Origin of the sequence: Streptomyces sp. NPDC088157 (assembly GCF_044741545.1) — a bacterium.
Lineage (GTDB): Bacteria > Actinomycetota > Actinomycetes > Streptomycetales > Streptomycetaceae > Streptomyces.
The window spans coordinates 55,521-79,450 of the sequence record NZ_JBIUSU010000004.1 but is presented as its reverse complement, the minus strand read 5'-3'; the positions used below and the strand labels follow the sequence as shown (position 1 = coordinate 79,450).

The 23,930-nt window shown below is 71.0% G+C and carries 21 protein-coding genes; 7 read left to right on the top strand and 14 right to left on the bottom strand.

Annotated elements, in window-relative coordinates:
* Nucleotides 1-224 precede the first annotated feature (224 nt).
* The gene (locus ACIPFH_RS16215) at nucleotides 225-884 is read left to right on the top strand and encodes a YceI family protein (RefSeq protein WP_401827061.1); all 660 of its coding nucleotides are present in this window, start codon (nucleotides 225-227) and stop codon (nucleotides 882-884) included.
* A 38-nt stretch (nucleotides 885-922) separates the two neighbouring features.
* Here the strand turns inward: ACIPFH_RS16215 and ACIPFH_RS16210 are convergent, their stop codons facing one another.
* The 4 genes from ACIPFH_RS16210 to ACIPFH_RS16195 are packed head-to-tail and all read right to left on the bottom strand — an operon-like array spanning nucleotide 923 to nucleotide 5,667.
* A complete protein-coding gene (locus ACIPFH_RS16210; protein ID WP_401827058.1) occupies nucleotides 923-2,323 on the bottom strand; it encodes an acyl-CoA reductase in 1,401 nt (466 codons plus the stop codon).
* On the bottom strand, nucleotides 2,323-3,663 hold the full coding sequence (locus ACIPFH_RS16205; RefSeq protein ID WP_401827055.1) for a hypothetical protein: 1,341 nt from the start codon (nucleotides 3,661-3,663) through the stop codon (nucleotides 2,323-2,325). The genes ACIPFH_RS16210 and ACIPFH_RS16205 overlap by 1 nt, the downstream gene beginning before the upstream one ends.
* Nucleotides 3,664-3,673: 10 nt before the next feature.
* The gene (locus ACIPFH_RS16200; protein ID WP_401827052.1) at nucleotides 3,674-4,417 is read right to left on the bottom strand and encodes an ABC transporter ATP-binding protein; all 744 of its coding nucleotides are present in this window, start codon (nucleotides 4,415-4,417) and stop codon (nucleotides 3,674-3,676) included.
* Between the two features lie 11 nt (nucleotides 4,418-4,428).
* The gene (locus tag ACIPFH_RS16195; protein WP_401827050.1) at nucleotides 4,429-5,667 is read right to left on the bottom strand and encodes an ABC transporter substrate-binding protein; all 1,239 of its coding nucleotides are present in this window, start codon (nucleotides 5,665-5,667) and stop codon (nucleotides 4,429-4,431) included.
* A 129-nt stretch (nucleotides 5,668-5,796) separates the two neighbouring features.
* Between ACIPFH_RS16195 and ACIPFH_RS16190 the strand changes: the two genes are divergently transcribed.
* Nucleotides 5,797-8,505, top strand: coding sequence for an ATP-binding cassette domain-containing protein (locus ACIPFH_RS16190; RefSeq protein WP_401827047.1), 2,709 nt, complete (start codon nucleotides 5,797-5,799; stop codon nucleotides 8,503-8,505).
* Nucleotides 8,506-8,592: 87 nt separating this feature from the next.
* Here the strand turns inward: ACIPFH_RS16190 and ACIPFH_RS16185 are convergent, their stop codons facing one another.
* From ACIPFH_RS16185 to fabG, 5 genes are read right to left on the bottom strand one after another with little or no spacing between them, the layout of a single operon-like run.
* Nucleotides 8,593-9,387 carry a glucose 1-dehydrogenase gene (locus ACIPFH_RS16185; RefSeq protein ID WP_356247952.1) on the bottom strand — a complete coding sequence of 265 codons (795 nt, stop codon included), beginning with the start codon at nucleotides 9,385-9,387 and terminating at the stop codon, nucleotides 8,593-8,595.
* A 7-nt stretch (nucleotides 9,388-9,394) separates the two neighbouring features.
* Complete coding sequence (locus ACIPFH_RS16180; RefSeq protein ID WP_401827045.1) at nucleotides 9,395-10,612, bottom strand: acetyl-CoA acetyltransferase; 1,218 nt, start codon at nucleotides 10,610-10,612, stop codon at nucleotides 9,395-9,397.
* A complete protein-coding gene (locus ACIPFH_RS16175) occupies nucleotides 10,609-12,048 on the bottom strand; it encodes an OB-fold domain-containing protein (protein ID WP_401827042.1) in 1,440 nt (479 codons plus the stop codon). The genes ACIPFH_RS16180 and ACIPFH_RS16175 overlap by 4 nt, the downstream gene beginning before the upstream one ends.
* Before the next feature lies 1 nt (nucleotide 12,049).
* Nucleotides 12,050-13,300: an acetyl-CoA C-acetyltransferase gene (locus tag ACIPFH_RS16170; RefSeq protein ID WP_401827039.1), complete on the bottom strand. Its 1,251-nt coding sequence runs from the start codon at nucleotides 13,298-13,300 to the stop codon at nucleotides 12,050-12,052.
* Between the two features lie 42 nt (nucleotides 13,301-13,342).
* Nucleotides 13,343-14,089: a 3-oxoacyl-ACP reductase FabG gene (gene fabG, locus ACIPFH_RS16165; RefSeq protein WP_401827036.1), complete on the bottom strand. Its 747-nt coding sequence runs from the start codon at nucleotides 14,087-14,089 to the stop codon at nucleotides 13,343-13,345.
* 121 nt (nucleotides 14,090-14,210) lie between these two features.
* On the opposite strand from fabG, the gene ACIPFH_RS16160 reads away from it, so the two are divergent.
* The 3 genes from ACIPFH_RS16160 to ACIPFH_RS16150 all read left to right on the top strand — a co-directional run bounded on the left by ACIPFH_RS16160 (nucleotide 14,211) and on the right by ACIPFH_RS16150 (nucleotide 17,013).
* A complete protein-coding gene (locus ACIPFH_RS16160; protein WP_401827034.1) occupies nucleotides 14,211-15,437 on the top strand; it encodes an acyl-CoA dehydrogenase family protein in 1,227 nt (408 codons plus the stop codon).
* Nucleotides 15,438-15,545: 108 nt separating this feature from the next.
* On the top strand, nucleotides 15,546-15,794 hold the full coding sequence (locus ACIPFH_RS16155; protein WP_356247970.1) for a hypothetical protein: 249 nt from the start codon (nucleotides 15,546-15,548) through the stop codon (nucleotides 15,792-15,794).
* A gap of 13 nt (nucleotides 15,795-15,807) precedes the next feature.
* Entirely contained in the window at nucleotides 15,808-17,013 is a 1,206-nt protein-coding gene (locus tag ACIPFH_RS16150; protein ID WP_356247940.1) for an SPFH domain-containing protein, read from the top strand.
* 112 nt (nucleotides 17,014-17,125) lie between these two features.
* Here the strand turns inward: ACIPFH_RS16150 and ACIPFH_RS16145 are convergent, their stop codons facing one another.
* The 3 genes from ACIPFH_RS16145 to ACIPFH_RS16135 all read right to left on the bottom strand — a co-directional run bounded on the left by ACIPFH_RS16145 (nucleotide 17,126) and on the right by ACIPFH_RS16135 (nucleotide 20,290).
* Entirely contained in the window at nucleotides 17,126-17,905 is a 780-nt protein-coding gene (locus ACIPFH_RS16145) for a carbohydrate ABC transporter permease (protein WP_356247968.1), read from the bottom strand.
* A gap of 50 nt (nucleotides 17,906-17,955) precedes the next feature.
* Complete coding sequence (locus ACIPFH_RS16140) at nucleotides 17,956-18,882, bottom strand: carbohydrate ABC transporter permease (RefSeq protein WP_401827031.1); 927 nt, start codon at nucleotides 18,880-18,882, stop codon at nucleotides 17,956-17,958.
* A gap of 130 nt (nucleotides 18,883-19,012) precedes the next feature.
* Complete coding sequence (locus tag ACIPFH_RS16135; RefSeq protein WP_401827028.1) at nucleotides 19,013-20,290, bottom strand: extracellular solute-binding protein; 1,278 nt, start codon at nucleotides 20,288-20,290, stop codon at nucleotides 19,013-19,015.
* 359 nt (nucleotides 20,291-20,649) lie between these two features.
* Here ACIPFH_RS16135 and ACIPFH_RS16130 point away from each other — a divergent pair, with 359 nt between their 5' ends.
* Nucleotides 20,650-21,402, top strand: a complete 753-nt coding sequence (locus tag ACIPFH_RS16130) for a DeoR/GlpR family DNA-binding transcription regulator (RefSeq protein ID WP_401827026.1) — start codon at nucleotides 20,650-20,652, stop codon at nucleotides 21,400-21,402.
* Between the two features lie 16 nt (nucleotides 21,403-21,418).
* On the opposite strand, the gene ACIPFH_RS16125 is transcribed toward ACIPFH_RS16130, so the two are convergent.
* Both ACIPFH_RS16125 and ACIPFH_RS16120 read right to left on the bottom strand, forming a co-directional pair.
* Entirely contained in the window at nucleotides 21,419-22,012 is a 594-nt protein-coding gene (locus ACIPFH_RS16125; protein ID WP_401827024.1) for a DUF2889 domain-containing protein, read from the bottom strand.
* Nucleotides 22,009-22,920 (bottom strand): enoyl-CoA hydratase-related protein, encoded by a 912-nt coding sequence (locus tag ACIPFH_RS16120; RefSeq protein ID WP_401827022.1) that lies wholly within the window; start codon nucleotides 22,918-22,920, stop codon nucleotides 22,009-22,011. The genes ACIPFH_RS16125 and ACIPFH_RS16120 overlap by 4 nt, the downstream gene beginning before the upstream one ends.
* 183 nt (nucleotides 22,921-23,103) lie before the next feature.
* Between ACIPFH_RS16120 and ACIPFH_RS16115 the strand changes: the two genes are divergently transcribed.
* Complete coding sequence (locus ACIPFH_RS16115) at nucleotides 23,104-23,907, top strand: FadR/GntR family transcriptional regulator (RefSeq protein WP_401827020.1); 804 nt, start codon at nucleotides 23,104-23,106, stop codon at nucleotides 23,905-23,907.
* Nucleotides 23,908-23,930 lie beyond the last annotated feature (23 nt).

The window sequence follows — 23,930 nt, the reverse complement described above, 5'->3', positions numbered from 1 at the left end:
TCCATCAGTCGGAGATGGTCCACTTGATGGCCGGGTCCATGTCGAGGCCTACCGGTCGGTGGGGAACGGCGGTTCACCCGACCGTCGGGTGACGGGGATGTGTGGATATTGCATCCGCCGGACATTCGGTGGCGGTGTATAAGCCTGTCGGTACGGATTTCGGTCCGCCGTCGCCGCCGGGGAAGGCTTGCGACGATATCCGCGGTGCAGTAACTACGTGAACCATGAACCTGTTCACCCGCGGCGCATCCCCCCGACGCTCGGCAGCCCCCACGGCTCCGCACCCCCACGTCGACTCGCCCGCCTTTCCCCCCACCGACCGGCTGGATCCCGCCCTGGCGGCGCTGACCGGCGACTGGATGATCGACCCGGCACACAGCCGCATAGGGTTCTCCGTCCGGCACGCCCTGGTGACCACCGTGCGCGGGGCTTTCACCGAGTACCGGAGCCGGCTCTACTTCGACGGCCGCGACCCGGCCCGCTCACGGGCCGAGATCCTGCTGTCCACCGCCAGCGTCGACACCGGCGTGGAGCAGCGCGACGCGCATCTGGTCGGCCGCGACTTCCTGAACGCCGCGGCCTATCCGCAGATGCGTTTCACCAGTACCGCCGTGCAACTCGCGGGCCCTGACGTCTACCGCATGACCGGCGACCTCACCATCAGGAACGCCACTCGTCCCGTGGAACTCGAACTCACCTACCTAGGACACGTAGTCGACCCGTTCGGCTATGAGCGGGCCGGTTTCGACGGCACCACCACCATCAATCGTTCGGAATGGGGCCTGACCTACAACGCGCGACTTGCCGAGGGCGGCGCCATGGTGAGTGAGAAGGTGCGTCTGCAATTCGACATCGCCGCCATTCGCACCCCCGCCGTCGACTGACGGAAGCGGGACATTGCCTGGGGCCGGCGACCGCCGGATCACTCGTCGTTCACCCAGCGCATGAGCCGTTGCAGCGGGTAGAAGCCGTCGTGCGAGAGGCCCGGCGGCATTCCGCCCGCCCCGCCCAGGGAGACCACGCGCTGGACGCCGGCGCAGGCGAGGGCGTCGCGCAGTTCCGCCTTGCGGACGTCGGGATACACGCCCACCGTCTGGGTGGCGACCCCGGCGTGCGCGACGGCTTCGGACAGGGCGCCGACAGGGACGACGTTGACGGTCTTCCCGTCGGGGTGGAAGTCCACCGGCTCCGGTGAGCGGATGACCAGGCCCCGCCCGTCGTAGCCGCCCCACACCCGGTACTCGGGCGCCAGGGACCGCAGTACGTCGATCTCCTCGCGGAGTTCCGCGGCGACCTGGGGACCCTCGGCCGAGCTGAACTCCCGGGCCACTCCCAGGCGTTCGCACAGCAGCGCGGCATAGCGGTCGGCGTCGGCCCAGGTCCCCTCGACGAACTGGAAGCGGCTGGCCACGCACGCCTGCTGGTTGAAGAACGTGGCGTCGGCGGCGCCCGCCTCGGCGGCCCGGGCCAGGGTCTCGGGTGAGGCGAAGGCCTCCCTGCCGATCAGGGAGATCGAGGTCTTCGGGTCGAAGGAGACGAGTTCGAAGCCCGGACCGACGTATCGCAGCGCGCCTCGGATCGTCTCCTCACCGCCCCAGGCGACCAGCTTGTCGAAGAACTGCGGGCGGAACAGCACGCTCTCGACCGTCTCGTCGCCGCCGCGCCAGTACACCGCGGAGAAGGAGCGCACCACGGGGTGGCCGGGTGCCACCGCCGCCATCGTGCGCAGGATCGCCGTGGCCGTGAACAGGTCGTTGGAGGGCAGCTTCAGCAGGTTGACGCCCTTGGTGAGGGCGCCGCGCACGACGGACATCGCCGCGACGCCGGGTGCGTTGCCCGCGATGACATGCACCAGCCGGGGCGGGAACGCGCGAACGGCCGCGGTCCGGTTCTCGGGCAACCGCACCTCGCGCCAGCCGTCGAGGACGTCCGCGCCGCCGAGTTCGTGGTCGATCTGGGCGTACAGATGGGCGCGCCGGAAACTGCGCCACAGCACGGCGTAGGCGCGTTCGAGCACCTCGGCCGGGAGCGAGGAGACGCGGACCATGCGGTCCAGGGCCTCGGCGAGCAGCCCCTCGCGGTCGTCCCTGAGGGCCTCGCCGGTGGCCACCAGCAGGTCGACGATCTCCGCGACGGGAACCTGGAAGGCGGGCCCGGGTTCGGTGCGGGGCCACACGAGGCGGTCCACGTCGAGCGCCGGCGCGGTGAAGGCGGCGCCGGGGCGGCCGTGGCCGGTGTGCGGGCCGTCGTCGACCTCGCCGCCGATCACATGGACGACGGCCACCGGGTCCGCCGCGGTGCTGACGGGTGTCGTGCCGCTCATCAGTTGATCAACCCCCGCACATAGGAGTCGAGCGTCGCGGCGCAGGTGATCTTGTCGTCGCCGCCGAGGTCGCCGTACCGCTGGATGTCCGGCAGTACGGCGGGTCCCGGTCTTCCGCAGTCGCACGGGGAGAAGTCGACGAAGACCCGGTCGCCGCTGATCAGCCCGCCCCAGCGGCCCTCCAGGGAGACGTCGAGAAAGGCGAACCGCCCCTCCACCACGCCGTGGCCGGGGTTCAGCAGGGTCTCGCCCGCCTCGTCCAGCACCAGCGGGATCACCCAGGGCGGCACGTGGTAGCGGCCCTTCTCACAGGCGAGGCAGGACCCCTGGAGTTCCGTCATGCCGTAGCTGCGCACTCGCCGCACACCGTCGTAGAAGGCGGCGAACCGCTGCTGGTAGTCGTCCGGCAGCGCCCGGCCCTTGTTGCCGCCGCCGCTGAGCACCAGTGTGTCCGGGTGCAGGCCGCCGTCCGGGACGCCGCGTTCCCGCAACGCCTCGATCAGGGTGAACTGCTGGTTGTTCATCCCGGCGATCAGCAACGGCTCGTCGCGGTGCGCGGCGATGTCGTCGACGATTGCGGTCATGGCCGCGCCCAGTTCGCTCTGGCGGGCCCCGGACGAGGTCTCGAACGAGCTGATCTCCTGCGGGGTCGCGGTGCCCTCCGCCATCCGGCGGCGCAGCAGGGCGCTGCTCATCAGTTCGGACACCCGCATCGGGTCCTCGGTCAGCAGCCGGGTCTCCCCGGGGCGGGCGAAGACCTCGGCGTGCCACCGGAAGCCGTCGACGGAGCGCATCGGGCCGCTCGCCGGGGCGAGCAGATAGCCGCGGCGGGTGGGTTCCGGCGGCAGGCGGTCGGGCCAGCAGGTGAGGTGTTCCAGGATGTCGTGCAGGAAATCCAGGTCGCTCGCCGCGCAGTTGAGGAAGGAGACCTTCCCGGAGGTTCCGCTGGTGATGTACGGACGGTGGCCGGCGGCGGTGATGCGTTCGGTCCACTCGTCGATGTCGTGGACCCCGTCCACGTCGACGTCGCCGGGCTCGACCGCCGACACGGTCGTGTACCAGCGCAGGAGCCGGTCCCAGCGGCCCGCGGTGATGAGGGAGACGGGGTACGACTTGTAGCTGGTGTGCGAGAACAGCAGCGGCACGAGGTCGTCGAGACCGGTGACCTCGTGCACACCGGTCTCCTCCGCCCGGGTGCGCAGCAGCGGGATGCGCTCACGATGGGCCAGGAACGCCTCTCTGGCGGCTTCGAACTGCAACTCCTTCAGCTCGTCCGCGGGTTGGTCGAAGGTGGAGCCGGAATGGACAAGTGATCGGATCTGCTCGCGTGCGCTCGGCACGGCGTTCACCTCATTCGCCTCGGTCGTTCGCGTAGGTGGTCTGCTCCGCTGCGCCCGGTGTCTTCGCCGCGAGGTACGACGACTCGATCGCGTCCAGGTTCGCGCGCAGTTCCTCCGGGGTGCCGGCCAGGGTGACGCGGCCGCGGTGCAGGACGTAGACGCGGTCCGCGATGTCCAGCACCTTGCGCACGTGCTGTTCGACCAGCAGCGCGCCCAGGCCGTCGTCCGCCGCCCTGCGCACCGCGCGCAGGAGCCGGTCGACGACGAGCGGGGCGAGACCGAGCGACAGTTCGTCCGCGAGGAGCAGTTTGGGTGCGCGGCACAGCGCGCGGGCCAGCGACAGCATCTGCTGCTCGCCGCCCGACAGCATGCCCGCGCCGGTCCGCAGGCGTTTTTCGAGCTCGGGGAAGAGTTCGAGTGCCTGCTCCGTCGTCACCCGGCCGACCCGCAGGTTCTCGGCGGTGTCGAGCCGGGTGAAGACCGCCCGCTCTCCGACGTAGGCAAGGCCCTCACGAGCACGGCGGTGCAGCGGCGTGCGGCCGGGCCGGCCCAGCCAGCGCACCTCGCCGCCCAGGGGGGCCAGGTCGCCGGACAGGGCCCTGAGGGTGGTGGTCTTGCCCGCGCCGTTGGGTCCGAGCAGGGCGACGACCTCGCCGGGGCGGACCTCCAGGTCGAGGTCGTGCACGACGGGCCGGCTGCCGTATCCGGCGGACAGGGCGCGGGTCGTGATCAGGGGCACTTCGGTGTCGTGCACGAGCGCTCTCCTCAGCCGGACGACGCGGCGGTCAGCACCTTGCGGACGTCGACGAAGGTCGATCCCGACGCGGCCCACTCGATCTTGCCGTTGCGGATGGTGAGTTCGGTGGCGGTCGTGTTGTGGATGCGGTCGAGGCCCTTGATCGGCAGGGCCGTCGACGCCTGCCAGTTCAGTGGCGGGGTCAGGCCGCCGGTGTCGATGCCCGGGGTGGTGTTCAGCTCCTGCACCAGGGCCTTGGACGAGATCGCCGGAAGTTTCCCGACCGCCTCGGTGAAGACCTTGAAGGCCACCCAGGTCGTGCCGTTGGCGCCGTTGGTGGTGTCGATGTCCTTGCCCTTGGCCGCCGCCACGAAGTCCTTCCAGGCGGGGTCGGCGATCGGCGGGTAGTAGCCGGTGATCGCGGCGCCCTCCAGGGGGCTGCCGCTGCCTCCGGTGCTCTCGGCCAGCTGCGGGGTGAGGTTGCCGACGACGCTGCCGAGCTTCGTCTTGGCGCCCGACTGCACGTACGACTTCACGAACAGGCCCGAGGCGGTGCCCATGATGACGCTCACGCAGTCGCTGCCCTTGGTCGCGGCGGCGACCTGTGGAGCGAGGTCGGTGGCGGTGAGCGGCACCTTGATGTCCTTGGGCGCCGACCCTCCGGCGGAGACCGCGCCGAGGGTGAGGAACTGCGAGACGACGGCGGCGGCGGCCACGTCGTAGCGCACGCCGGAGATCTTCTTGCAGCCGTTCTGCACCAGCTGGCGGCCGTGGGCCGCGAACACCACCGGGGTACCGCCGTTGACCGGGAACGACAGCGGGTTGGAGAACTCCGCCGCCGAGACGCCGGTGCCGCCGATGTACGGGATGCCGGCCTTCTGCAGGATGGGCATGTAGCGGTCACCGGCGAGGCTGTACGAGCCCACCACCGCGACCACCTTCTCGGCCACCGCCTGCTGGGCGCACTTCTCGGCCTCGTCGGGGTTGTTCTTCTCGTTGCAGGTGAGCACCTTCAGCGGGGCTCCCTTGATGCCGCCGTTGGCGTTGATCCACTTCTCGTACGCCTGGGCGGTGAGCCGCACTCCGGGCTGGGCGCTGCCCTGGGTGTCCTCCGGCGTCCAGACCATCACCTTGACCGGTGTGCCCTTCAGCGACGCGGTCTCGGCCGAGCTGCCGGACGCCTCTTCTGCGCAGCCTGCGGCGAGCAGGGCTCCGGTCACCGCGAGACAGCTCGCTGCTGCGGTTCTGCGTCGGCGTGAGTCGTTCATGGTTCCTCCGCGGTGCTCGTCGTCGAGATGGCGAACAGCATGGGGTGCGTTTTCTCGTTAGTGAAGTACTCTCGGCACAATTATTTAAATGAATGTGCTTTCTAGCCCCACCTCCGGGAGGTTCCCCCGATGGACGACATCCTGCGGTTCGCGCTGCTGGGCCTGGGGCTCGGCGCGCTCTACGCGCTCACCGCGCACGGCATCGTGCTGGTCTACCGGGGCTCCGGCGTCCTGAACCTCGCGCACGGCGCGATCGGGATGGCCGGCGCCTACGTGCAGTGGGAACTGGCCGTCCGGCACGGCGTGCCGTACTGGCCCGCCGCCGCCTGCGGGGTGCTCACCTCCGCGGCGCTCGGCGTCCTGACCCACCTACTGGTGCTCCGCCCGCTGCGCGGGGCGTCCTCGCCGGCCCGTCTGGTCGGCACCCTGGCCGTGTTCATCGTGCTCACCGCGATCGCCGTCAAACGCTACGGCGACAGCCTCCAGCTGGTGCCCGGCAAACTCCCGACCCGGCTGCTCACCGTCGCCGGTGCGACGGTCTCCGAGGACCGGGCCTGGCTGCTCGGCATCGCGGTCGCCGCCACCGCGGTCCTCCATCTCCTCTACCGGCGCACCCTCTTCGGCCTGGGCACCACCGCGGTGGCGGAGAACGAGCACACCGCCGCCGCGCTCGGCTGGTCCCCCGACCTCGTCGCCACCGTGAACTGGGCGCTGGGCTCGGCGTTCGCGGGACTGACCGCGATCCTGATCGTGCCGGTCATCGGTCTCTCGGTGACCGGGCTGACCACCCTCCTGCTCAGCGCGCTGGCCGCCGCCCTGGTCGGCAGGTTCTCGTCGTTCCCGGTCACCCTGGCGGGCGGTCTGCTGATCGGCCTCGTACAGTCCGAGCTGACCCGTTTCGGCTCCGACGTCACCGGGCTCGCCACATCGGTGCCCTTCCTCTTCATCGCCCTCGTCCTGGTCGTGCGCGGCCAGGCGCTGCCGCTGCGCGGCACCTTCGTGGAGCGGCTGCCCGCCCTGGGCACCGGACGGGTGCGGCCCGTCCCGCTGGCGCTCGCCCTCACGGTCGGACTGATCCTGGTGAGCCTGTCGACCCCCCTGTGGGCCGACGCGATCACCAACACCCTGGTCCTGGCCCTGATCATCCTGTCCGTCGTCGTGGTCACCGGCTACGCGGGGCAGGTCTCGCTCGCGGCCTACGCACTCGCCGGAACCGGCGCCTTCATCGCCGGCCACACCGCGGCCGACTGGGGCTGGCCGTTCGAACTCGCGCTCATCGCGGGCGTGCTGGGCACGGTGCCGATCGGCCTGCTCTTCGCACTGCCGGCGGTCCGTACCCGCGGGGTCAACCTCGCGATCATCACCCTGGGCCTCGGCACCACGCTGGAGGCGATGGTCTTCCAGAACACCGACCTGTCGACGACCCCCGGCAGCGACGGCATCGCGGTCGGCGGACAGCAGCTCTTCGGGATCAGCATCTCGGGAGTCGACCACCCGCAGCGGTACGCCGCCGTCGTCCTCGTGCTGTTCGTCGCCGCCGCGCTGGTGGTCGCCAACGTACGGCGCGGCAGGACCGGCCGGCGGCTCATCGCCGTACGGGCGAACGAACGGGCCGCCGCCGCGCTCGGCATCGACGTCCGCGCGGCCAAGCTCTACGCCTTCGGCCTGTCCGCGGCCATCGCCGCGCTCGCCGGGGTGCTCACCGGCTTCCGCTCGACCTCGGTGGTCTTCTCCGACTTCGCGAGCTTCGGCTCCGTCACCGCGCTGGGACTCGCCGTCATCGGCGGCGTCGGCTTCCTCGTCGGCCCGCTGTTCGGCGCCACGTTCGCCGCGGGCACGGTCGGCGCCCGCTTCGGGGACCTGGTGCTGCCCGGGCTGAGCGAGTGGATGCCCCTGATCGGCGGGATCATCCTGGTGCTGACCCTGGTCGGCAACCAGGACGGCATCGGGAAGGGAGTCGGCAGCCGGGCGGCGGGCGTCCGGCGCAGGCTGCCGGTGCGCGGGGCGAAACGCGGTGCGGCCGTGCCGACAGACGTGCGCGCGGAAGCGGAGGAATCGGTGCCGCGTGCCGCGCCGCTCCCCCTCCGGGTACGGGACCTGACCGTCCGCTACGGCGGTGTCGTCGCCGTCGACGGGCTCTCGCTGGACGTCGAACCGGGCCGGGTCGTGGGGCTCATCGGCCCCAACGGCGCCGGCAAGACCTCCGCCATCGACGCCGTCACCGGCTTCACCCGGGCCGCGTCCGGCCGGGTGCGGCTCGGTGAGCGGGACGTGAGCCGACTGCCGGTGCACCGGCGGGCCGCGGCCGGGCTGAGCAGGTCATTCCAGTCGCTGGAGCTGTTCGAGGACATGACAGTCCTGGACAACCTGTACGCGGCCTGCGACCGGCCCGGCCGATGGGCGTACCTCACCGACCTGATCCGTCCGGGCAGCCGCCCGCTGCCCGCGCAGGTGCGGGTGGCGATCAGGGAGTTCGGACTGCAGGACAGTCTGGGCCGGCCGGTGGGCGACCTGTCGTACGGAGAGCGGCGGCTGCTGGCCATCGCCAGGGCGGTGGCGGCCTCCCCCTCGGTGCTGCTGCTGGACGAACCGGCGGCCGGGCTGTCCGACGACGAGACCCGCGAACTCGCGCATCTGGTGCGGCGGTTGGCCGAGGACTGGGGCATGGGGGTGCTGCTCGTCGAGCACGACGTCGACATGGTCATGAGCGTCTGCGACCAGGTCGTCGTCCTGGACTTCGGACGCCTGATCCGCACCGGCACACCGGAGGAGGTGCGCAACGACCCGGCGGTCCGAGCGGCCTACCTGGGCGACCTGGAGCCGGAGTCGCTCTCCTGAGACGCTCCACCCGGACGGCCCGAAGCCGGAGGCGCTCTCGTCGAGACGCCTCCGGCTTCGGCAGGGGCAGCGTGACAGCGGGCGGGGTCACGCGTCCCGCAGGTCGGCGACGTACGGCTGGTGGGAGAGCAGCCCGCCGTCCACCCGCAAGGTGTGGCCGGTGATGAAGGCCGACTCGTCGGAGGCGAGGAAGACCACCGCCGCCGCCACGTCCTCGGGCCGGCCGAGGCGGGGGGTGAGGTGATGGCGCAGCATCGCCTCCCGGATCGCCCCGTGCGCCGAACCGGCGCTCGCCGGCGTGACGATGAAGCCCGGGGCGATGGCGTTGCAGCGCACACCCTGCTTGCCGTACTGGGTCGCGACGTACTGCGTGAGGTTGACCAGCGCGGCCTTCGAGGCGCCGTAGGCCGGGTTGCGCAGGTCGCCCGCGAGGCCGGCTCCTGACGAGGTGTTGATGACGCTCCCGCCGCCGCGGGCGATCAGGTGCGGGACGGCGGCCTGGATGGCGACCATGGTGCCGCGCAGGTTGATCCGCATGGTGTCGTCCCAGACCGCCGGGTCGGCCTCCAGTACGGCGAGGTCCCGGCGGGCGGCCAGATGGGTGGCCGCCGCGTTGTTGTGCAGGACGTCGAGACCGCCGTAGGTCTCGACCGCCGCGGCCACCATGGCCCGTACGCTCCCGATGTCCCCCAGGTCGACCGGGACCGCCGTGGCGGAGCCCCCGGCGGCGCGGATCTCCCGCGTGACCGCCTCGGCGCCGTCGAGGTTCAGGTCGGCGACCACCGTGTGCGCGCCCTCCGCCGCCAGCCTGCGGGCGGTGGCGGCGCCGATGCCCGAGGCCGCTCCGGTCACGACGGCGATCTTGTCGTCGAGTCGCCCCATGGCCCGACTACCTTTCCTGGTCGGTGAGTTGACTGCCGACGACCGACACGAAGGAGACGCACTCGCCGGGGCCGCCGCCGAGGTTGTGGGTGAGGGCGAGGGAGCGTCCTTCGGCCAGGGTCTGCACCGTTCGCTCGGGCGGCGCCTCGCCGCGCAGCTGGAGCCAGGCCTCGAACATCATGCGCAGCCCCGAGGCGCCGATCGGATGGCCGAAGGCCTTCAGACCGCCGTCCGGGTTGACCGGCAGCGAGCCGTCCAGGTCGAAGGCCCCGCTGGTGACGTCCTTCCAGGCCTGTCCCCGCTCGGCGAAGCCGAGGTCCTCCATCAGCACCAGCTCCGTGGGCGTGAAGCAGTCGTGGACCTCGGCGAGGGCGAGTTCGGCGCGCGGGTCGGTGATGCCCGCCTGCCGGTAGGCCTCCTGGGCGGAGGCGACGACCTCGGGGAAGGTGGTGAAGTCGTACTCCGGGTCGAGAAGCCCGTCGGCCGGCCCGGCGACCAGGGACAACGCCTTCACGAAGATCGGCCGGTCGGTGTACTTGTAGGCGTCCTCGGCGCGTACGACGATCGCGGCGGCCGAACCGTCCGAGACGCCCGAGCAGTCGAACACGCCGAGCATGCCCGCGACGATCGGCGCCGACCGGATGCGCTCCGGCGACACCTCCTTGCGAAACTGGGCCCGGGGGTTGCGGGCGCCGTTGACGTGGTTCTTCCAGGCGATGCGGGTGATGACGTCCTTCATCTCGTCGTCCGCCAGGCCGTACTTGGCGGCGTAGGCGGGAGCGAGGAGGGAGAAGTTCGCCGGGGCGGTGATCTCGCCCCGGCTGTCGTCGCCCGCGCCGGGGACGGCGGTACCGGACAGCCCGGACATGCCGGAGTCCTTGAGCTTCTCCACGCCGACCGCCATCGCCATGTCGTACGCACCGCTGGCGACGGCGTAACAGGCGTTGCGCAGCGCCTCGGAGCCGGTCGCGCACATGTTCTCGACGCGGGTGACCGGCTTGTTCGGCAGCCGGAGCGCCCGGCTCAGGGTCAGCCCGGACACGCCGGAGGCCTGGGTGCCGAACCAGAACGCGTCGATGTCGTCGAGCGTGACGCCTGCCGAGGTGACCGCCTCGCCCACCGCGTCGATCAGCAGATCGTCCGCCGAGCGGGTCCAGTGCTCGCCGAAGGGCGTGCAGCCCATGCCGACGATCGCGACCCGGTCCCGGATTCCGTGCGAGCTCATCCGTGTGTCCCCTCGGTCTCGCCCGTGCGCACCGGCCGGGCCTTCCAGAAGTAGTTGTGGACGCCGGCGGCGGTGACCGTGCGGCGGAACGTCATCTCCACCCGGGCGCCGATGGCGGCGTCCGCCTCCGTCGCGTCGGTCAGCTGGCAGCGGAACCGGCCGCCGCCGTCGTAGTCGACGACCACGACGAGCATCGGCGGGCTCGGGGTGTGGGCAAGCCGGTCGACGGTGAACGTGGCGACCGTGCCCCGTACGTGCCGCATCGGCTCGTCGGTCATCGCGTCGACGCTCCGGCACGACGTGCACACCCGCTCCGGTGGCAGATGGCGGGTGCCGCACTTCTCGCAGCGGGAGGCGGTGAAACCGTACTTCCAGCGGGTACGGCGGTGGGCGGGCGGGGCGTAGGGCGGCTCGGGGTCCGGCCTGCGGGGCGGTTCCCGGTCGAGCAGGCCGCGCCAGGAGAGGTAGGTCGCGTACGGCATCGGCGTGCCGCCCGCGGCGATCTGGGCGGCGACGGGGCGGGCCGCGCGGTGGGCGGGCAGGGCGTCGGTCGTGCGCAGGAGCAGGACTCCGGCGCCGTCGCCGAGCACGAGGAGCGCGATGACCTCGCCGGGGTGCGCCCGGTCGAGGACGTCGGCGAGGAGCAGTCCGGGCTGGGCGGTGCCGGCGTTGCCGATCACCCCGGCGAGGTCCGGGGTCACCGCCTCGGGGCGTACACCCGGCGTTCGGCGAACCGCCGCGCACGCGCGCGCGTGCAGGCCGGACACCACGAGGTGGTCGATCGCCTGGCGCTCCAGTCCCGCCTGCTCGAGGGCGGCGGTCAGCGCCTGCTCGGCGAGGGACACGTAGATCTCCTCGGCGAAGCGTTCCTCCCAGACGCGGGAGGCGGGTGCGCCCGGCAGCCGCCAGCGGTCGAGGATCTCGTCGCTGACCGTGTCGTGGGCGAGCAGTTCCGCGAGGACGGGTGCGCCGTTGCGGTGGCCGCCGAAGACGAACGCGGCCGCGCCGTCGCCGCCGGCGCTCTCGTCGCTGCCGCCGGGCAGGCCGGTGCGCAGGTCGGAGAGGACGGTGAGGGTCGGCACCGGCGAGCGTGCGGCGGTCACCAGCGCTCCCAGGCCGGAGCGGACGGAGCCGGCCATGTCGGCGGCGAGGACGTGCGGGTCCAGGCCGAGCGCGGCGTGCACGGCGGTCGCGTTCGTCTTGTCGAGGTAGGCGGGGGCGGCGGTGGCGAGGAAGAGCTGGCCCACGCGGGTGCGCAGGCCGTCGCGGGCCAAGGCGCCGCGGGCGGCTTCGACGGCCATGGACGTGGTGTCCTCGTCGTAGCCCGCGACCGCGCGGGTGCCCCGGCCCGCCGCCGTGCCCAGTGCGGCGGCGATGTCGGTCCGCGCGAGGCGGTGGTACGGCACATGGGCGCCGTATGCGATCAGTCCGGCCATGTCAGCGTCCTCCATGAGCGTCGGTTGCGTCCGTCGGGCGTTCGAAGACCGCGGCCAGGCCCTGGCCGCCGCCGAGACACATGGTCTCCAGGCCGTAGCGGGCGCGGCGGCGGTCGAGTTCACGCAGCAGGGTGGCGAGGATGCGGCCCCCGGTGGCGCCGACCGGGTGGCCCAGCGAGATGCCGGAGCCGTTGACGTTCAACCGCTCGAAGTCGGTCTCGGTCAGGGCCCATTCGCGGGTACAGGCGAGCACCTGGGCGGCGAAGGCCTCGTTGAGTTCGATCAGGTCGATGTCGTGGAGTTTCAGACCCGCTCGTTCCAGGGCCTTGGCGGTGGCGGGAACCGGGCCGATGCCCATCGTCTCGGGCGGCACTCCCACGACGGCCCAGGAGACGAGCCGTGCGAGCGGGCGCAGGCCGAGCTCGGCGGCCCGCTCGGGGTGGGTGACGACACAGAGCGCGGCGCCGTCGTTCTGCCCGCTGGCGTTGCCCGCGGTGACGGTCGCCCCGGGGTCCTCACCACCGAGGACGGGCCGCAGCCTCGCCAGCTTCTCCGCCGAGGAGTCGGGGCGCGGGTGCTCGTCGGTGTCGACGACGGTCTCGCCCTTCCTGTTGCGCACCGTGACGGGCACGATCTCGTCCGCGAACCGGCCTTCCCGCTGGGCCGCGACGGCCTTCTCGTGCGAGCGCAGGGCGAGTTGGTCCTGTTCCTCGCGGGGGATGGCGTACTCGCGGCGCAGGTTCTCGGCGGTCTCCAGCATGCCGCCGGGAACCGGGTGGCCGACGCCGCCGGACGTGACCCGGCCGCGGGCCAGCCGGTCGTGCAGGGTGGTGCCGGCGCCGCGTACGCCCCAGCGGACGTCGGTGGTGTAGAACTCGGCCTGGCTCATCGACTCCACCCCCCCGGCCAGCACGAGATCGCTCGCGCCGGTCTGCACCTGCATGGCGGCGGTGATGATCGCCTGGAGTCCGGATCCGCAGCGGCGGTCGATCTGGAGCCCGGGGACCGTCACCGGGAGCCCCGCGTCCAGGGCGGCCACGCGGCCGATGGCGGGGGCCTCGCCGTTGGGGTAGCACTGGCCCAGGAGGACGTCGTCGACGGCGGTGGGCGGTATGCCGGTGCGTTCGAGCACGGCCCGTACGACGGTGGCCGCGAGCTGGGCCGCCGTCACGTCGCGGAAGACCCCGCCGTAGCCGCCGACGGGGGTTCTCAGGGGTTCGCAGATCACCGCGTCACGTAGCAGGGCGGGCATCGGGCGTGCCTTTCATGAGGGGTACGGGCATCGGGCGGGGGCTCACATGTACCGGCCGCCGGTCACCTCGACCACGGCTCCGGTGACGTAGCTCGCCAGGTCGGAGGCGAGGAAGAGGACGGCCTGGGCGACCTCGGCGGGTTCACCGGCGCGGCCCATGGGGATCTCGGCGAGCTTCGCGTCCCAGGCGGCCGGGGGCATCGCCTCGGTCATCGCGGTGCGGATCAGACCGGGCTGCACGGCGTTGACCCGGATGCCCGCCCTGGCGAGCTCCTTGGCGGAGGCCTTGGTGAGGCCGACGAGTCCGGCCTTGGCGGCGCTGTAGTTCGTCTGGCCGAAGTTGCCGACCTTGCCGGCGATGGAGGAGATGTTGACGATGCTGCCGCCCTGTCCGTGCGCCCGCATCGCCTCGGCGGCGTACCGGGTGCCGTTCCAGGCGCCGGTCAGGTGGACGTCGACCACGGCGCGGAAGTCGGCGAGGGCCATCTTGCGCAGGGTGGCGTCCCGGGTGATCCCGGCGTTGTTGACCATGACGCCCACGGGGCCGAGCGTGTCGGCGCAGTGGGCGACGAGTGCGGCGACCTCGTCCTCGTCGGTGACGTCGCAGCGCAGCGAGGTGGCGGTCACGCCACTCCGGGCGAGGCGTTCGGCCGCGTCCGCCGCGGCGTCCTCGTTGATGTCGCCGAGCACGACCGACGCGCCCTGGGCGCCGAGTACGCCGGCGATCTCGAAGCCGATCCCCTGTGCGCCACCGGTGATCACCGCGTTGCGACCGTCCAGCAGTCCCATGTCAGTCCGCCCCTGGCTCGACGCCACCCTCGCTATTCCTTCTAAATAGATAACCTATTATGCTGAAACAATCAATACAGCGACAGGCTGCGCGAGCGGGCCGGACGAGGAGCGCACGCAGGTGGACATCAGCTATCCCGCGGAGACCGAGACGTTCCGCGCCGAGGTCAGGACGTTCCTCGGCGAGGCGCTGCCCTCGGGCTGGAACGGCATCGGCGCACTCGACGAGGAGGCCGCCTGGGCCTTCGCCCGCGACTGGCGCCGTCGGCTCGCCGAGCGCGGATACCTCTCCCTGACCTGGCCCGAGCGGTACGGCGGCCGGAACCTGTCCAAGCTCCACCAGGTCGTCCTGATGGAGGAACTCGCCCTGGCCGGAGTGCCGTTCGGGCTACCGCAGGACACCTTCGGGGTCAAGATGCTGGCGAACACCCTGCTGCGCTGGGGGACGGAGGAGCAGAAGAGCCACTTCCTCCCCCGCATCCTCAGCGGCGAGGACACCTGGTGCCAGGGGTACTCGGAGCCGGACGCGGGCTCGGACCTGGCGTCGCTGAAGACACGCGCGGTGCGCGAGGACGGCGAATGGGTGATCGACGGCCAGAAGGTGTGGACGTCCGGCGCCCACCACAGCGACTGGATCTTCGTGCTGGCCCGCACCGACCGGGACGCGTCCAAGCACCGCGGCATCTCCTTCCTGCTCGTCCCGCTCGACCAGCCCGGCGTCGAGGTTCGCCCGTTCCGCATGATGAGCGGGCAGCTGCACTTCAACGAGGTCTTCTTCGACGGCGCCCGCACCCGTGCCGATCTCGTCGTCGGCGGAGTCGACAACGGCTGGACGGTCGCCCAGAGCCTGCTGGGCGTGGAGCGCGGGGAGGAGGCGGCGACCAATCCGATCCTGTTCAGGGCGGAGGTCGAACGTCTCGTCGAGCTGGCCCGGCTGTACGGCAAGGACCGGGATCCGGTCGTCCGGCAGCGGATCGCCTGGTGCTGGTCGAAGGTCGAGATCATGCGCTACCTCGGCTACCGGATCCTCACCGGCTGGCTCAAGGGCGCCGAGCCCGGCCCCGAGACGTCGATCGCCAAGCTCTACTGGAGCGAGTACCACACCGAGGTCACCGACCTGGCGATGGACATCATGGGCCTGCACGGGCAGGTACCGGTCGGCCGCCCGCCCCTGCGCACCTACCGCGCCGACGATCCCGGCGCCGCGAACTCCTCGGCGTCCTGGTCGACGACGTATCTGATCGCCCTCTCCGGCACGATCTACGCGGGGACCTCACAGGTGCAGCGGAACATCCTCGCGGAGAAGGTGCTGGGGCTGCCGCGAGAGCCCCGGGCCGCGGCGCGATAGGCCCTGTCCGCCCGGCGCCGGTCCACGAAGTCGACCTTCCCGTTGGCCCCCGACCCGGGTGGGTCTATCGTCTGAATCGTGGGCCAGAGTGATGGAGGGCGGCCGGTGATGCCGCAGGACGAGGCCGTGATCGGCTGCACGGGGACAGTGCTCGTCGCGACCCGCGGATCCGCGGGTTGCGGCGAGATCCTGGTGCGCGTCAGAGGCGGCTCCGAGACCTTTCTCGCCTGGTCGGAGGATCCTCTGCCGACGGGGGCGACGGTGCTCGTGATCGAGTCGCGCGGTTGTCGTGAGGTCGGCGTCGTCGAGTGGGTGGATCCGTTGGACGCGCTCGGCGATCTCGCCGACGCCGACTGAGAGTAGAAGAGAAATGTTCGGATACCGCGTTCCCGCTCCCGACGAGGCGATGCTGATCTCCGGAGGTCGGCGGGGACTGGGGGGTGCGCCGTTCCGAGTGGTCACGGGGCACGGCAAGTTCGTGCTTCCGATCTTCCGCAAGACCCGTTTCCTCACCCTGTCGATGTGCGAGTCCGAGGTCACCGAGACCTGTGTGACCCGGCAGGGCATCGCGCTGCACGTCCGCGCGGTCATCGCCTTCAAGGTCGGCAACGACCACGAGAGCATCATCAACGCGGGCCAGCGCTTCCTCTCCGACCAGGACCAGATGTCGGTGCTGACCGGCCGGATCTTCGCCGGTCACCTGCGGGCGATCATCGGCTCGATGACGGTCGAGGAGATCGTCACCGAGCGGCAGAAGCTCGCCGCGGAGGTCCTGGACACCTCGAAGACCGAGATGGCGAAGATCGGCCTGATCGTGGACTCGCTGCAGATCCAGTCGATCGACGACGGCGACACCGGCTACATCGACGCGATGTCCGCGCCGCACAAGGCGGCCATCCAGCGGCAGGCCCAGATCGCGCAGGCCCAGGCCACCCAGGCCTCGGCCGAGGCGGAGCAGGCGGCGGCCCGCAAGCAGGCCGAGTACGCCCGGCAGACCGCCGTGGTCAAGGCGGAGTACTCGGCCGAGGTGAACCGCGCCGAGGCGCAGGCCGCACAGGCCGGACCGCTCGCCCAGGCCCACGCCCAGCAGGAGGTGCTCGCCGCCCAGACCGAACTGGCCCTGCGCCAGGCCAAGCTGCGCCAGCAGCAGCTGGTGGCCGAGGTCGTGAAGCCGGCGGAGGCCGAGGCCGAGCGGATCAGGGTGCTCGCCGCCGCCGATGCACAGCGTATGAAGATCCAGGCCGAGGCCGCGGCGTCCTACGACCGGGTCGCGCTCGACCGGATGCTGATCGACCAGCTGCCGCAGATCGTGAAGGAGGCCGCCGGCGGCCTCGCGGGCGCCAACGTCAACATCCTGAACGGCGCGGACGGCCTCGGCGAGATCGCCGCCGGCCTGGTGTCCCAGGGCCTGACGATCCTCGACTCGGTCCGGCAGAACCTGAGCGGCCAGGACTCCGCCGACACCGGCCCCCGCCCCGAGGAGGGCACCGGTGCCGGGGCCAACGGCCTGCTCCAGCTGCGCGCGGGCAAGGACAAGAAGGCGAACGACGGGGCGGTGGACATCGACCAGGTGTAGCGCCCGGCCGGACGGGCCCCGGAGCCGGACAGGCCCGGGACCGGCCGGAGCCCTCGCGGATCCTGGCCCCGGTACCGGACCCGCCTCCGGTACCGGAGGCGGGTCCTGGCCGTCAGCGCAGGGCGCCCTTCGTCGCGTCGGCGATGAAACCGCGGGCGAAGAAGGTGAACACCAGCACCAGCGGGATGACCGACAGCAGCACCCCGGCCATCACCATGCTGTAGTCGGTGGAGTGTCCGGCGTACAGCTGGGCCAGCGCCACCTGGAGGGTGAGACGGTCCGGGTCGACCAGCATCACCAACGGCAGGATGTAGTCGTTCCACGCGGCGATGAAGGTGTAGATGCCCAGGAACGCCAGCGCCGGGCGGACGCACGGCAGCACCACGTGCCAGTACAGCCGGAAGAACCCGGCGCCCTCGATGCGGGCGGCGTCCAGCAGCTCGTCGGGAACGCTGCTGCTGGTGTACTGACGCATCCAGAAGATGCCGAAGGCGTTGGCGGCGGCGGGCACGATGAGCGCCTTGAGCGTGCCCAGCCAGCCCAGCTGCACCATGATCTCGTACTGCGGGATGATCGCCAGCTGGGTCGGCAGGATGTACATCGACAGCAGCACGCCGAACAGGAACTTCTTGCCGGGGAAGTCGTACTTGGCGAAGGCGAAGGCGGCCAGCGAGTCGAAGAACAGGACCAGCACCGTAGTACAGACCGCGACGACCACCGTGTTGGACAGCGAACCGAAGAACGCCATCTTGTCGAACAGGTGCTGGATGTTGGTCAGCAGATGGTCGCCGAACCACAGCTTGGGCGGGTAACGGTAGATGTCCTGCGAGGTGTTCGTCGCCATGACGACGATCCAGTAGAACGGGAACACCGAGACGACCACGCCGGTCATCAGGACGACATGGACGCTGAGCCCCCGCAGGCGTTTACGGTTCTCGCTGTTCACGGCCGTCGCTCCTTACGCTGCACCAGGCGCCAGTTGACGACGACGATGAGCAGGATCAGCAGGAAGAAGGCCCAGACGATCGCGGCGCCGTAGCCGAAGTCGTTGTTGTCGAAGGCCTGGTGGTAGAAGTAGAGCAACGTGGTCAGACCGGCCTGGCCCGGCCCGCCGGAGTTGGGGTTGGTGGCCGCCTCGCTGCCGAACAGGACCTGCGGTTCGGTGAAGCTCTGCAGTCCGGTGACCGTGGAGATCACCACGGTGAACAGGATGATGGGCCGCAGCAGCGGGACCGTGATGGACCGGAGGATCCGCACCGGGCCGGCGCCGTCCATCCTGGCCGCCTCGTAGAGTTCCGACGGGATCGCCTGGAGGCCGGCCAGGTAGATGATGGCGTTGTAGCCGGTCCACTGCCAGGTCATCAGCGCCGAGATCACCAGCTTGATCGTCCACTCGTTGCTCATCCAGGGCACGGCCGACAGGTGCAGGGCCCGCAGAACCGCGTTGATCAGGCCGAAGTTGTTGCTGAAGATCGCCCCGAAGAAGATCGCGATGGCCACCAGCGAGGTGATGCTGGGGATGAACAGGGCGATCCGGTAGAAGGCGGTGAGCCGTTTGGTGGAGTTCACCAGCACCGCGAGCACCAGCGCCATGAAGAGCATCGGCACGGTCGACAGCACCCAGATGACCAGGGTGTTGCGGACGGACAGCCAGAACACCGGGTCGTCCCACAGGAAGCGGAACTGCTGGAACCCGACGAAGTGCATGTCCCCGATGCCGTCCCACTTCTGGAACGCCAGGAACACGGTGTAGAGCACCGGGAAGAGCATGAAGACCGTGAAGATCAGGTAGTACGGCGAGATGGCCAGGTACTGCGGCCAGTACCTGGCGGCCCGTCGGCGCGGCCCGCGTCGGGACCCGGCGGACACCGGCCTGATCCGGGGGGCACGCCGCCCCGAACCGTGGGCACGGTCCGAAGCGGGCTGCCCGGTGGACGCGGTGTCGGTACCGGAGGTCGGTCCGGTGGGCGCCGGGCCGGCTACCGGGCTTGACGACATGTCACTTCACTCCCTGCCGCTGCGCGATCTGCTTGGCCTGGGAGACCGCGTCCTTCCAGGCTTCTTCGGGATCCTTGCCCTTGGCCTCGATGCTGGTCAGCTCGCTGTAGTAGGGCGCGGAGACCGCCGCGTCGGCCGGGGCCTCGTAGGCGGAGGGGATCTTCTCGGCCGCCGGACCGAAGATCTCGATGGTCTTCTGACCGCCGAAGAACGCGTCGCCGCCGGTCAGCGCCGGCAGCTTGTACGCGGCCGGGGCGGTCGGGAACAGGGCCGCGTCGGTGAAGCCCCGGGCCTGGTTCTCCGGGCTGAGGATCCAGGTGATGATCTTGAAGGCCTCCTCGGGGTTGCCGCTGGTCGCGGGGATGGCCAGGAAGGACCCGCCGAGGTTGGACGGCCCGCCGGGCAGGCTCGCCACCCGCCACTTGCCCTTGGTGCCCGGAGCGGCGTTGGCGATGTCCAGCGCGTGCCAGGCGGCGCCGATCTCGGTGCCCAGGGTGCCGCCGCTGATGGCCGCGTTCCAGGTGTTGTCGTTGATCTTGGCGTCGATACCGAGGGTGTAGGGCTTCACCGAGGTGGTCCAGGCGGTGCGGATGTGGTCCTGGTCGCCGATGAACTTGCCGCCCTCGTCGATGAACCGCTGGGTGCCCTGGCCGATCATCATCGAGAAGACCGAACCGATGTTGTTGATCAGGTAGGTCTTGGGCACGGCCTTGTGCAGCTCGAGGCCCGCCTTGAAGTAGTCGTCCCAGGTGGAGAGTTGAGCGGACACCTGGGCGGGATCGGTGGGCAGGCCCGCCTCCGCGAAGAGGTCCTCGCGGTAGAACGTGGCGCACGGCCCGATGTCGATCGGGAAGCCGATGAGCTTGCCGTCCTGCGTGGTGGCCTGCTTCAGCTTCCACGACAGGTACTGCGGGACCAGCTTGTCCGCGCCGACGGTCTTCAGGTCGACGAAGCGGTCCGCGTTGGGCAGGAAGGAGGCGATGTCCTCGCCCTTGACGCCGGTGATGTCCGGGGCGGACTGCGCGGCCCGCAGACCGGTGAGCAGTTTGGTCTTGAAGTCACCGCCGACCACGGAGGTCTTGAGGCTGATGTCGGAGAAGTGCGTCTTGGCGTCCGCGACGACCTTGTCGCTCAGACCTCCGGACCAGTACCAGAGAGTCAGGTTCTTGCTGTCCTTGGCGCCGCTCGATCCTGAGCCGCCGCCGCACGCTGCGGTGGCGCCGGCCGCGGCGGCCGTCAGTACGGCGGCCTGAAGGAACCGTCTGCGGGAAAGGTCCACGATCTTCTCCTAGAAATCGGCGGGTTCGGCGTGTCCGGCATGTCCGACAGGACCTCTGAGCGGGGAGCCGCGGTGGGGACGCGGCGGGAGGCCGGGTGGCTGAAGAGCATCGGCGTGAGTGGGAACTCTTCAGCCACCCGGGGTGTGTGACCTCGTCCTCTCGGACGGGGCCGAGGCGGCCGTGACGGCGGAATATGCCGTTGATCCGCTTCGGCCGACCGGAGTGGGGTCCGGACCTCGCTCCGAATTACGCAAGAGAGTGCACCCGGTGCGCAGCTTTGACAAGAGTCAAGCGCGTATCGAGACATTCATGCTCGACTTTGCTTGAGTTTGATGGGTTGGCGAGTATGGTCTGCCGCATGCTCGCTGACCGAAGACATCAGCTGATCTTGCGCGCCCTGCGTGCGGACGGGCCCACCACGGTGGCCGTCCTGGCCGAGAAGGTCGGGGCGAGCCAGGCCACGATCAGGCGGGATCTCGCGCAACTGGAGGACGAGGGACTGCTCAAACGGGTCTACGGAGGTGCCGCTCCGGTCGTGGGCGAGGACGACCCGTTCGCCGACGTGGCCGGCGTCCGGGTCGAGGCGAAGGACGCCCTGGGCGCCTGGTGCGCAAACCTCGTCAGGGACGGCGAGACCGTGCTGCTCGACATCGGCACCACGGCCCACCGGGTGGCCCGCCATCTGCACGGCCGGTCCCTCACCGTGATCACCAGCAACCTGGCCGTTTACGAGGAACTCCAGGACGACAGGTCCGTGCAGCTGATCCTGCTGGGCGGCGTGGTCCGGCGCGACTACCGCTCCCTGGTCGGCTTCCTCACCGAGGACAACCTGCGGCAGGTCCACGCCGACCGGCTGTTCCTCGGCACGAGCGGAGTGCGCCCCGACGGGCAGGTGCTGGACACCACCGCCGTCGAGGTGCCCGTCAAGCGAGCCATGATCGCCGCCAGTGCCCAGGTGGTCCTGCTGGCGGACGCGGGCAAGTTCCCGGGCACCGGAATGGCCCGGGTGTGCGGTCCGGAGGAACTCGACGTGGTGGTGACCAACGCGCCCGGCGACGGGAAGACCTGCGACCGGCTGCGCGAGGCGGGAGTCGAGGTGGTCGAGGTGTGAGCCGCCCGGGTCTGGCTCAGGACCCGGACGGGCCCGCTTCGCGGCCCTCGAAGGTCTCGAGCGGCGGGACCGGGCGCGGGCCGGAACCCGGACGCCAGCCCGCGTCGAGTTTGCGCAGACCCACTCCCTGCGGTGCCCAGATGTGGCAGCTGTTCAGCACGCCGGCCGTGGAGCGCGGCCCGTCGGCGGGCTCGCCCGCGTCCCGCCGTCGCCCGTTGGCGGCCATGGCCGCCTGCACCACCGCCGGACCGAGCACCCGGGTCAGTTCGTGGAGGTGGGAGCAGCCCAGGACACCGCGGAACCGCTCCTGGATGGCCCGGTTGTATCCGGCGGCGACACTGAGCCCCACCAGCCCGTCGAAGACCGGAGCGACGAGCGGGCACTCGGCGTGCGGGAAGGTCCGCATCTCCGCGTCGGCGGCCACGATGACCATGTCGGCGAGGCGGACCCGTACGGCGAGCGCCATCCGGTGCACGACGGCGGCCGCCGGCTCGGCCCACGGCCGCTCGTCGCACAGCTCCGCCTCCACCGAGATCTCGTCCCCGCTCTCCTCCTCGTAGGCCGTGAGGACGATGGAACGGCGGTGCAGCGGGAGCCCGATGCGGGTCATGACGAGGTCTCCGCGGGCTCGGACGCCTTCTCCCCCGGCGGCGGCTCGGTGCCTCCCGTGGCCACCGTGCCCCCTGCGTCGCCGTCGTCGCCTGCGTCCCCGTCGTTCCCGGCGTCCCCCAGTCCCGCGAACCGCGGCGGCCTGCGCTCGATGAAGCTGAGCACCCCCTCGCGGTAGTCCGGGGCGCGCTTCGCCGTGGCCAGCAGGGCGGCCGCGTGATCGCGGCTGTCGGTGAAGGTCCTCGCCTGGTCGTCGGCGAGTTGCCGCTTGATGAGGGACATGGCGTACGGGCTGGCCGAGCGGGCGAGGTCGGCCGCGTAGGCCAGCGCCGCCGGCAGCAGGTCCTCCGGCTCGACCAGGCGGTTGACCAGCCCCATGGCGAGGGCCTCGGGTCCGGTGATCCGGCGCGAGGACAGCAGCAGGTCGGCGGCGTTGCCGTGGCCTACCAGCCGGGGCAGGATCCAGGACACGCCGTCCTCGGCCACCAGTCCGCGTGCGCTGAAGGCGGCGGCGAACTTGGCGTGCGGCACGGCGAACCGGACGTCGCACATCAGCGCCTGGTTGAACCCGATGCCCGCGCAGGCCCCGTTGACGGCGGCCACCACGGGCTTGGGAAAGGACATGGGGCGGGTGCGCGGGGGCAGCAGATCCGTCGGCCACGGACGGGCGCCGGATGACGCGCCGTCCAGCACACTCATGTCCATCCCCGGACAGAAGCTGCGCCCGGCACCGGTGAGCACCACGGCCCGCACGCGGACGTCCGCCTCCGCCCGGTCGAACAGCTCGTTGTAGAGCAGTTCCATCTCCAGCGTCCAGGCGTTGTGCCGCTCGGGCCGGTTCAGGGTGAGCAGCATGACCCCGTCGTCGGTGAGCTCGGTGAGGATCACCGGGGTCGGGTTCTCGGTCATCGAGGTCACTCCCACGGCCCGTCGACCGCATAGCCGACTTCATAGATAGATTAATCATCTATCTATATACCAACTGACGGCAGGACACCAGACCGCGTTGCCCCCGACCGATGATCACCCATCCCTTGACCTGGTACCCTCGATGCACTAAGACGATTCATTTTGCTATATGAGGAGCCCACCGTGGCCGAGGCAGCCCGCGCAGCAGAGACGGCGACCGTGCCCGCACCCTCCCGCAGCCGCGTCGGACGCCAGGTCCGGGTGCCGAAGACCGCCGAACTGGTCGCCGGCCACCTGCGCCGCCAGATCGTGCGGGGCGAACTGACGCCCGGCGAGGCGCTGCCGCCGGAGTCGGGGCTGATGGAACAGTTCGGCATCTCGCGGCCGACCCTGCGCGAGGCCTTCCGGGTCCTGGAGTCGGAGTCCCTGATCACGGTGCGCCGCGGCGCCCACGGCGGCGCCCGGGTGAGCGCGCCCGACGCGGAGGTCGCCGCCCGCTTCGCGGGCCTCATCCTCGAGTACCGCGGCGCCACCCTCGGCGACATCTACCGCGCGGCGGCCGTCATCGAGCCGCCCTGCGCCCGCCAAATCGCGGCCAAGCACACGGCCGACGACATCAAGCGGCTGCGCGACGCGGTGGCGACCGAGAAGAGCGCCCTGGACGACCCGCTCGCCCTGGTCGACGCGCAGGACGCCTTCCACGCCCTCCTGATCGAGCTCACCGGCAACCAGACCCTGATCCTGCTGTGCGGCATGCTGCGCCACATCATCGACCGGGCCAACGCCACGTACACCGCGGCCGCGACCGACGCCGAGACCCAGAAGGCCCAGGCCCTCAAGGGGCACCGGGCCCATGTGCGGCTCGTCGGCCTGATCGAGTCCGGCAAGGCCGACGAGGCCGAGAAGCTGTGGCAGCGGCACATCTCCAGCGCCGACGACGTCGTGAACGCGGCCGGGCCCAAGACGGTGCTCGAACTCCTCGGCTGACCGCCCCGCCCGGCACCCGCACA

Coding starts and splice junctions, on each gene's coding strand:
- ACIPFH_RS16215 (WP_401827061.1), top strand. CDS start 225: ATGAACCTGTTCACCCGCGGCGCATCCCCCCGACGCTCGGCAGCCCCC.
- ACIPFH_RS16210 (WP_401827058.1), bottom strand. CDS start 2,323: ATGAGCGGCACGACACCCGTCAGCACCGCGGCGGACCCGGTGGCCGTC.
- ACIPFH_RS16195 (WP_401827050.1), bottom strand. CDS start 5,667: ATGAACGACTCACGCCGACGCAGAACCGCAGCAGCGAGCTGTCTCGCG.
- ACIPFH_RS16190 (WP_401827047.1), top strand. CDS start 5,797: ATGGACGACATCCTGCGGTTCGCGCTGCTGGGCCTGGGGCTCGGCGCG.
- ACIPFH_RS16185 (WP_356247952.1), bottom strand. CDS start 9,387: ATGGGGCGACTCGACGACAAGATCGCCGTCGTGACCGGAGCGGCCTCG.
- ACIPFH_RS16180 (WP_401827045.1), bottom strand. CDS start 10,612: ATGAGCTCGCACGGAATCCGGGACCGGGTCGCGATCGTCGGCATGGGC.
- ACIPFH_RS16175 (WP_401827042.1), bottom strand. CDS start 12,048: ATGGCCGGACTGATCGCATACGGCGCCCATGTGCCGTACCACCGCCTC.
- ACIPFH_RS16170 (WP_401827039.1), bottom strand. CDS start 13,300: ATGCCCGCCCTGCTACGTGACGCGGTGATCTGCGAACCCCTGAGAACC.
- fabG (WP_401827036.1), bottom strand. CDS start 14,089: ATGGGACTGCTGGACGGTCGCAACGCGGTGATCACCGGTGGCGCACAG.
- ACIPFH_RS16155 (WP_356247970.1), top strand. CDS start 15,546: ATGCCGCAGGACGAGGCCGTGATCGGCTGCACGGGGACAGTGCTCGTC.
- ACIPFH_RS16150 (WP_356247940.1), top strand. CDS start 15,808: ATGTTCGGATACCGCGTTCCCGCTCCCGACGAGGCGATGCTGATCTCC.
- ACIPFH_RS16145 (WP_356247968.1), bottom strand. CDS start 17,905: ATGACCGGCGTGGTCGTCTCGGTGTTCCCGTTCTACTGGATCGTCGTC.
- ACIPFH_RS16130 (WP_401827026.1), top strand. CDS start 20,650: ATGCTCGCTGACCGAAGACATCAGCTGATCTTGCGCGCCCTGCGTGCG.
- ACIPFH_RS16125 (WP_401827024.1), bottom strand. CDS start 22,012: ATGACCCGCATCGGGCTCCCGCTGCACCGCCGTTCCATCGTCCTCACG.
- ACIPFH_RS16120 (WP_401827022.1), bottom strand. CDS start 22,920: ATGACCGAGAACCCGACCCCGGTGATCCTCACCGAGCTCACCGACGAC.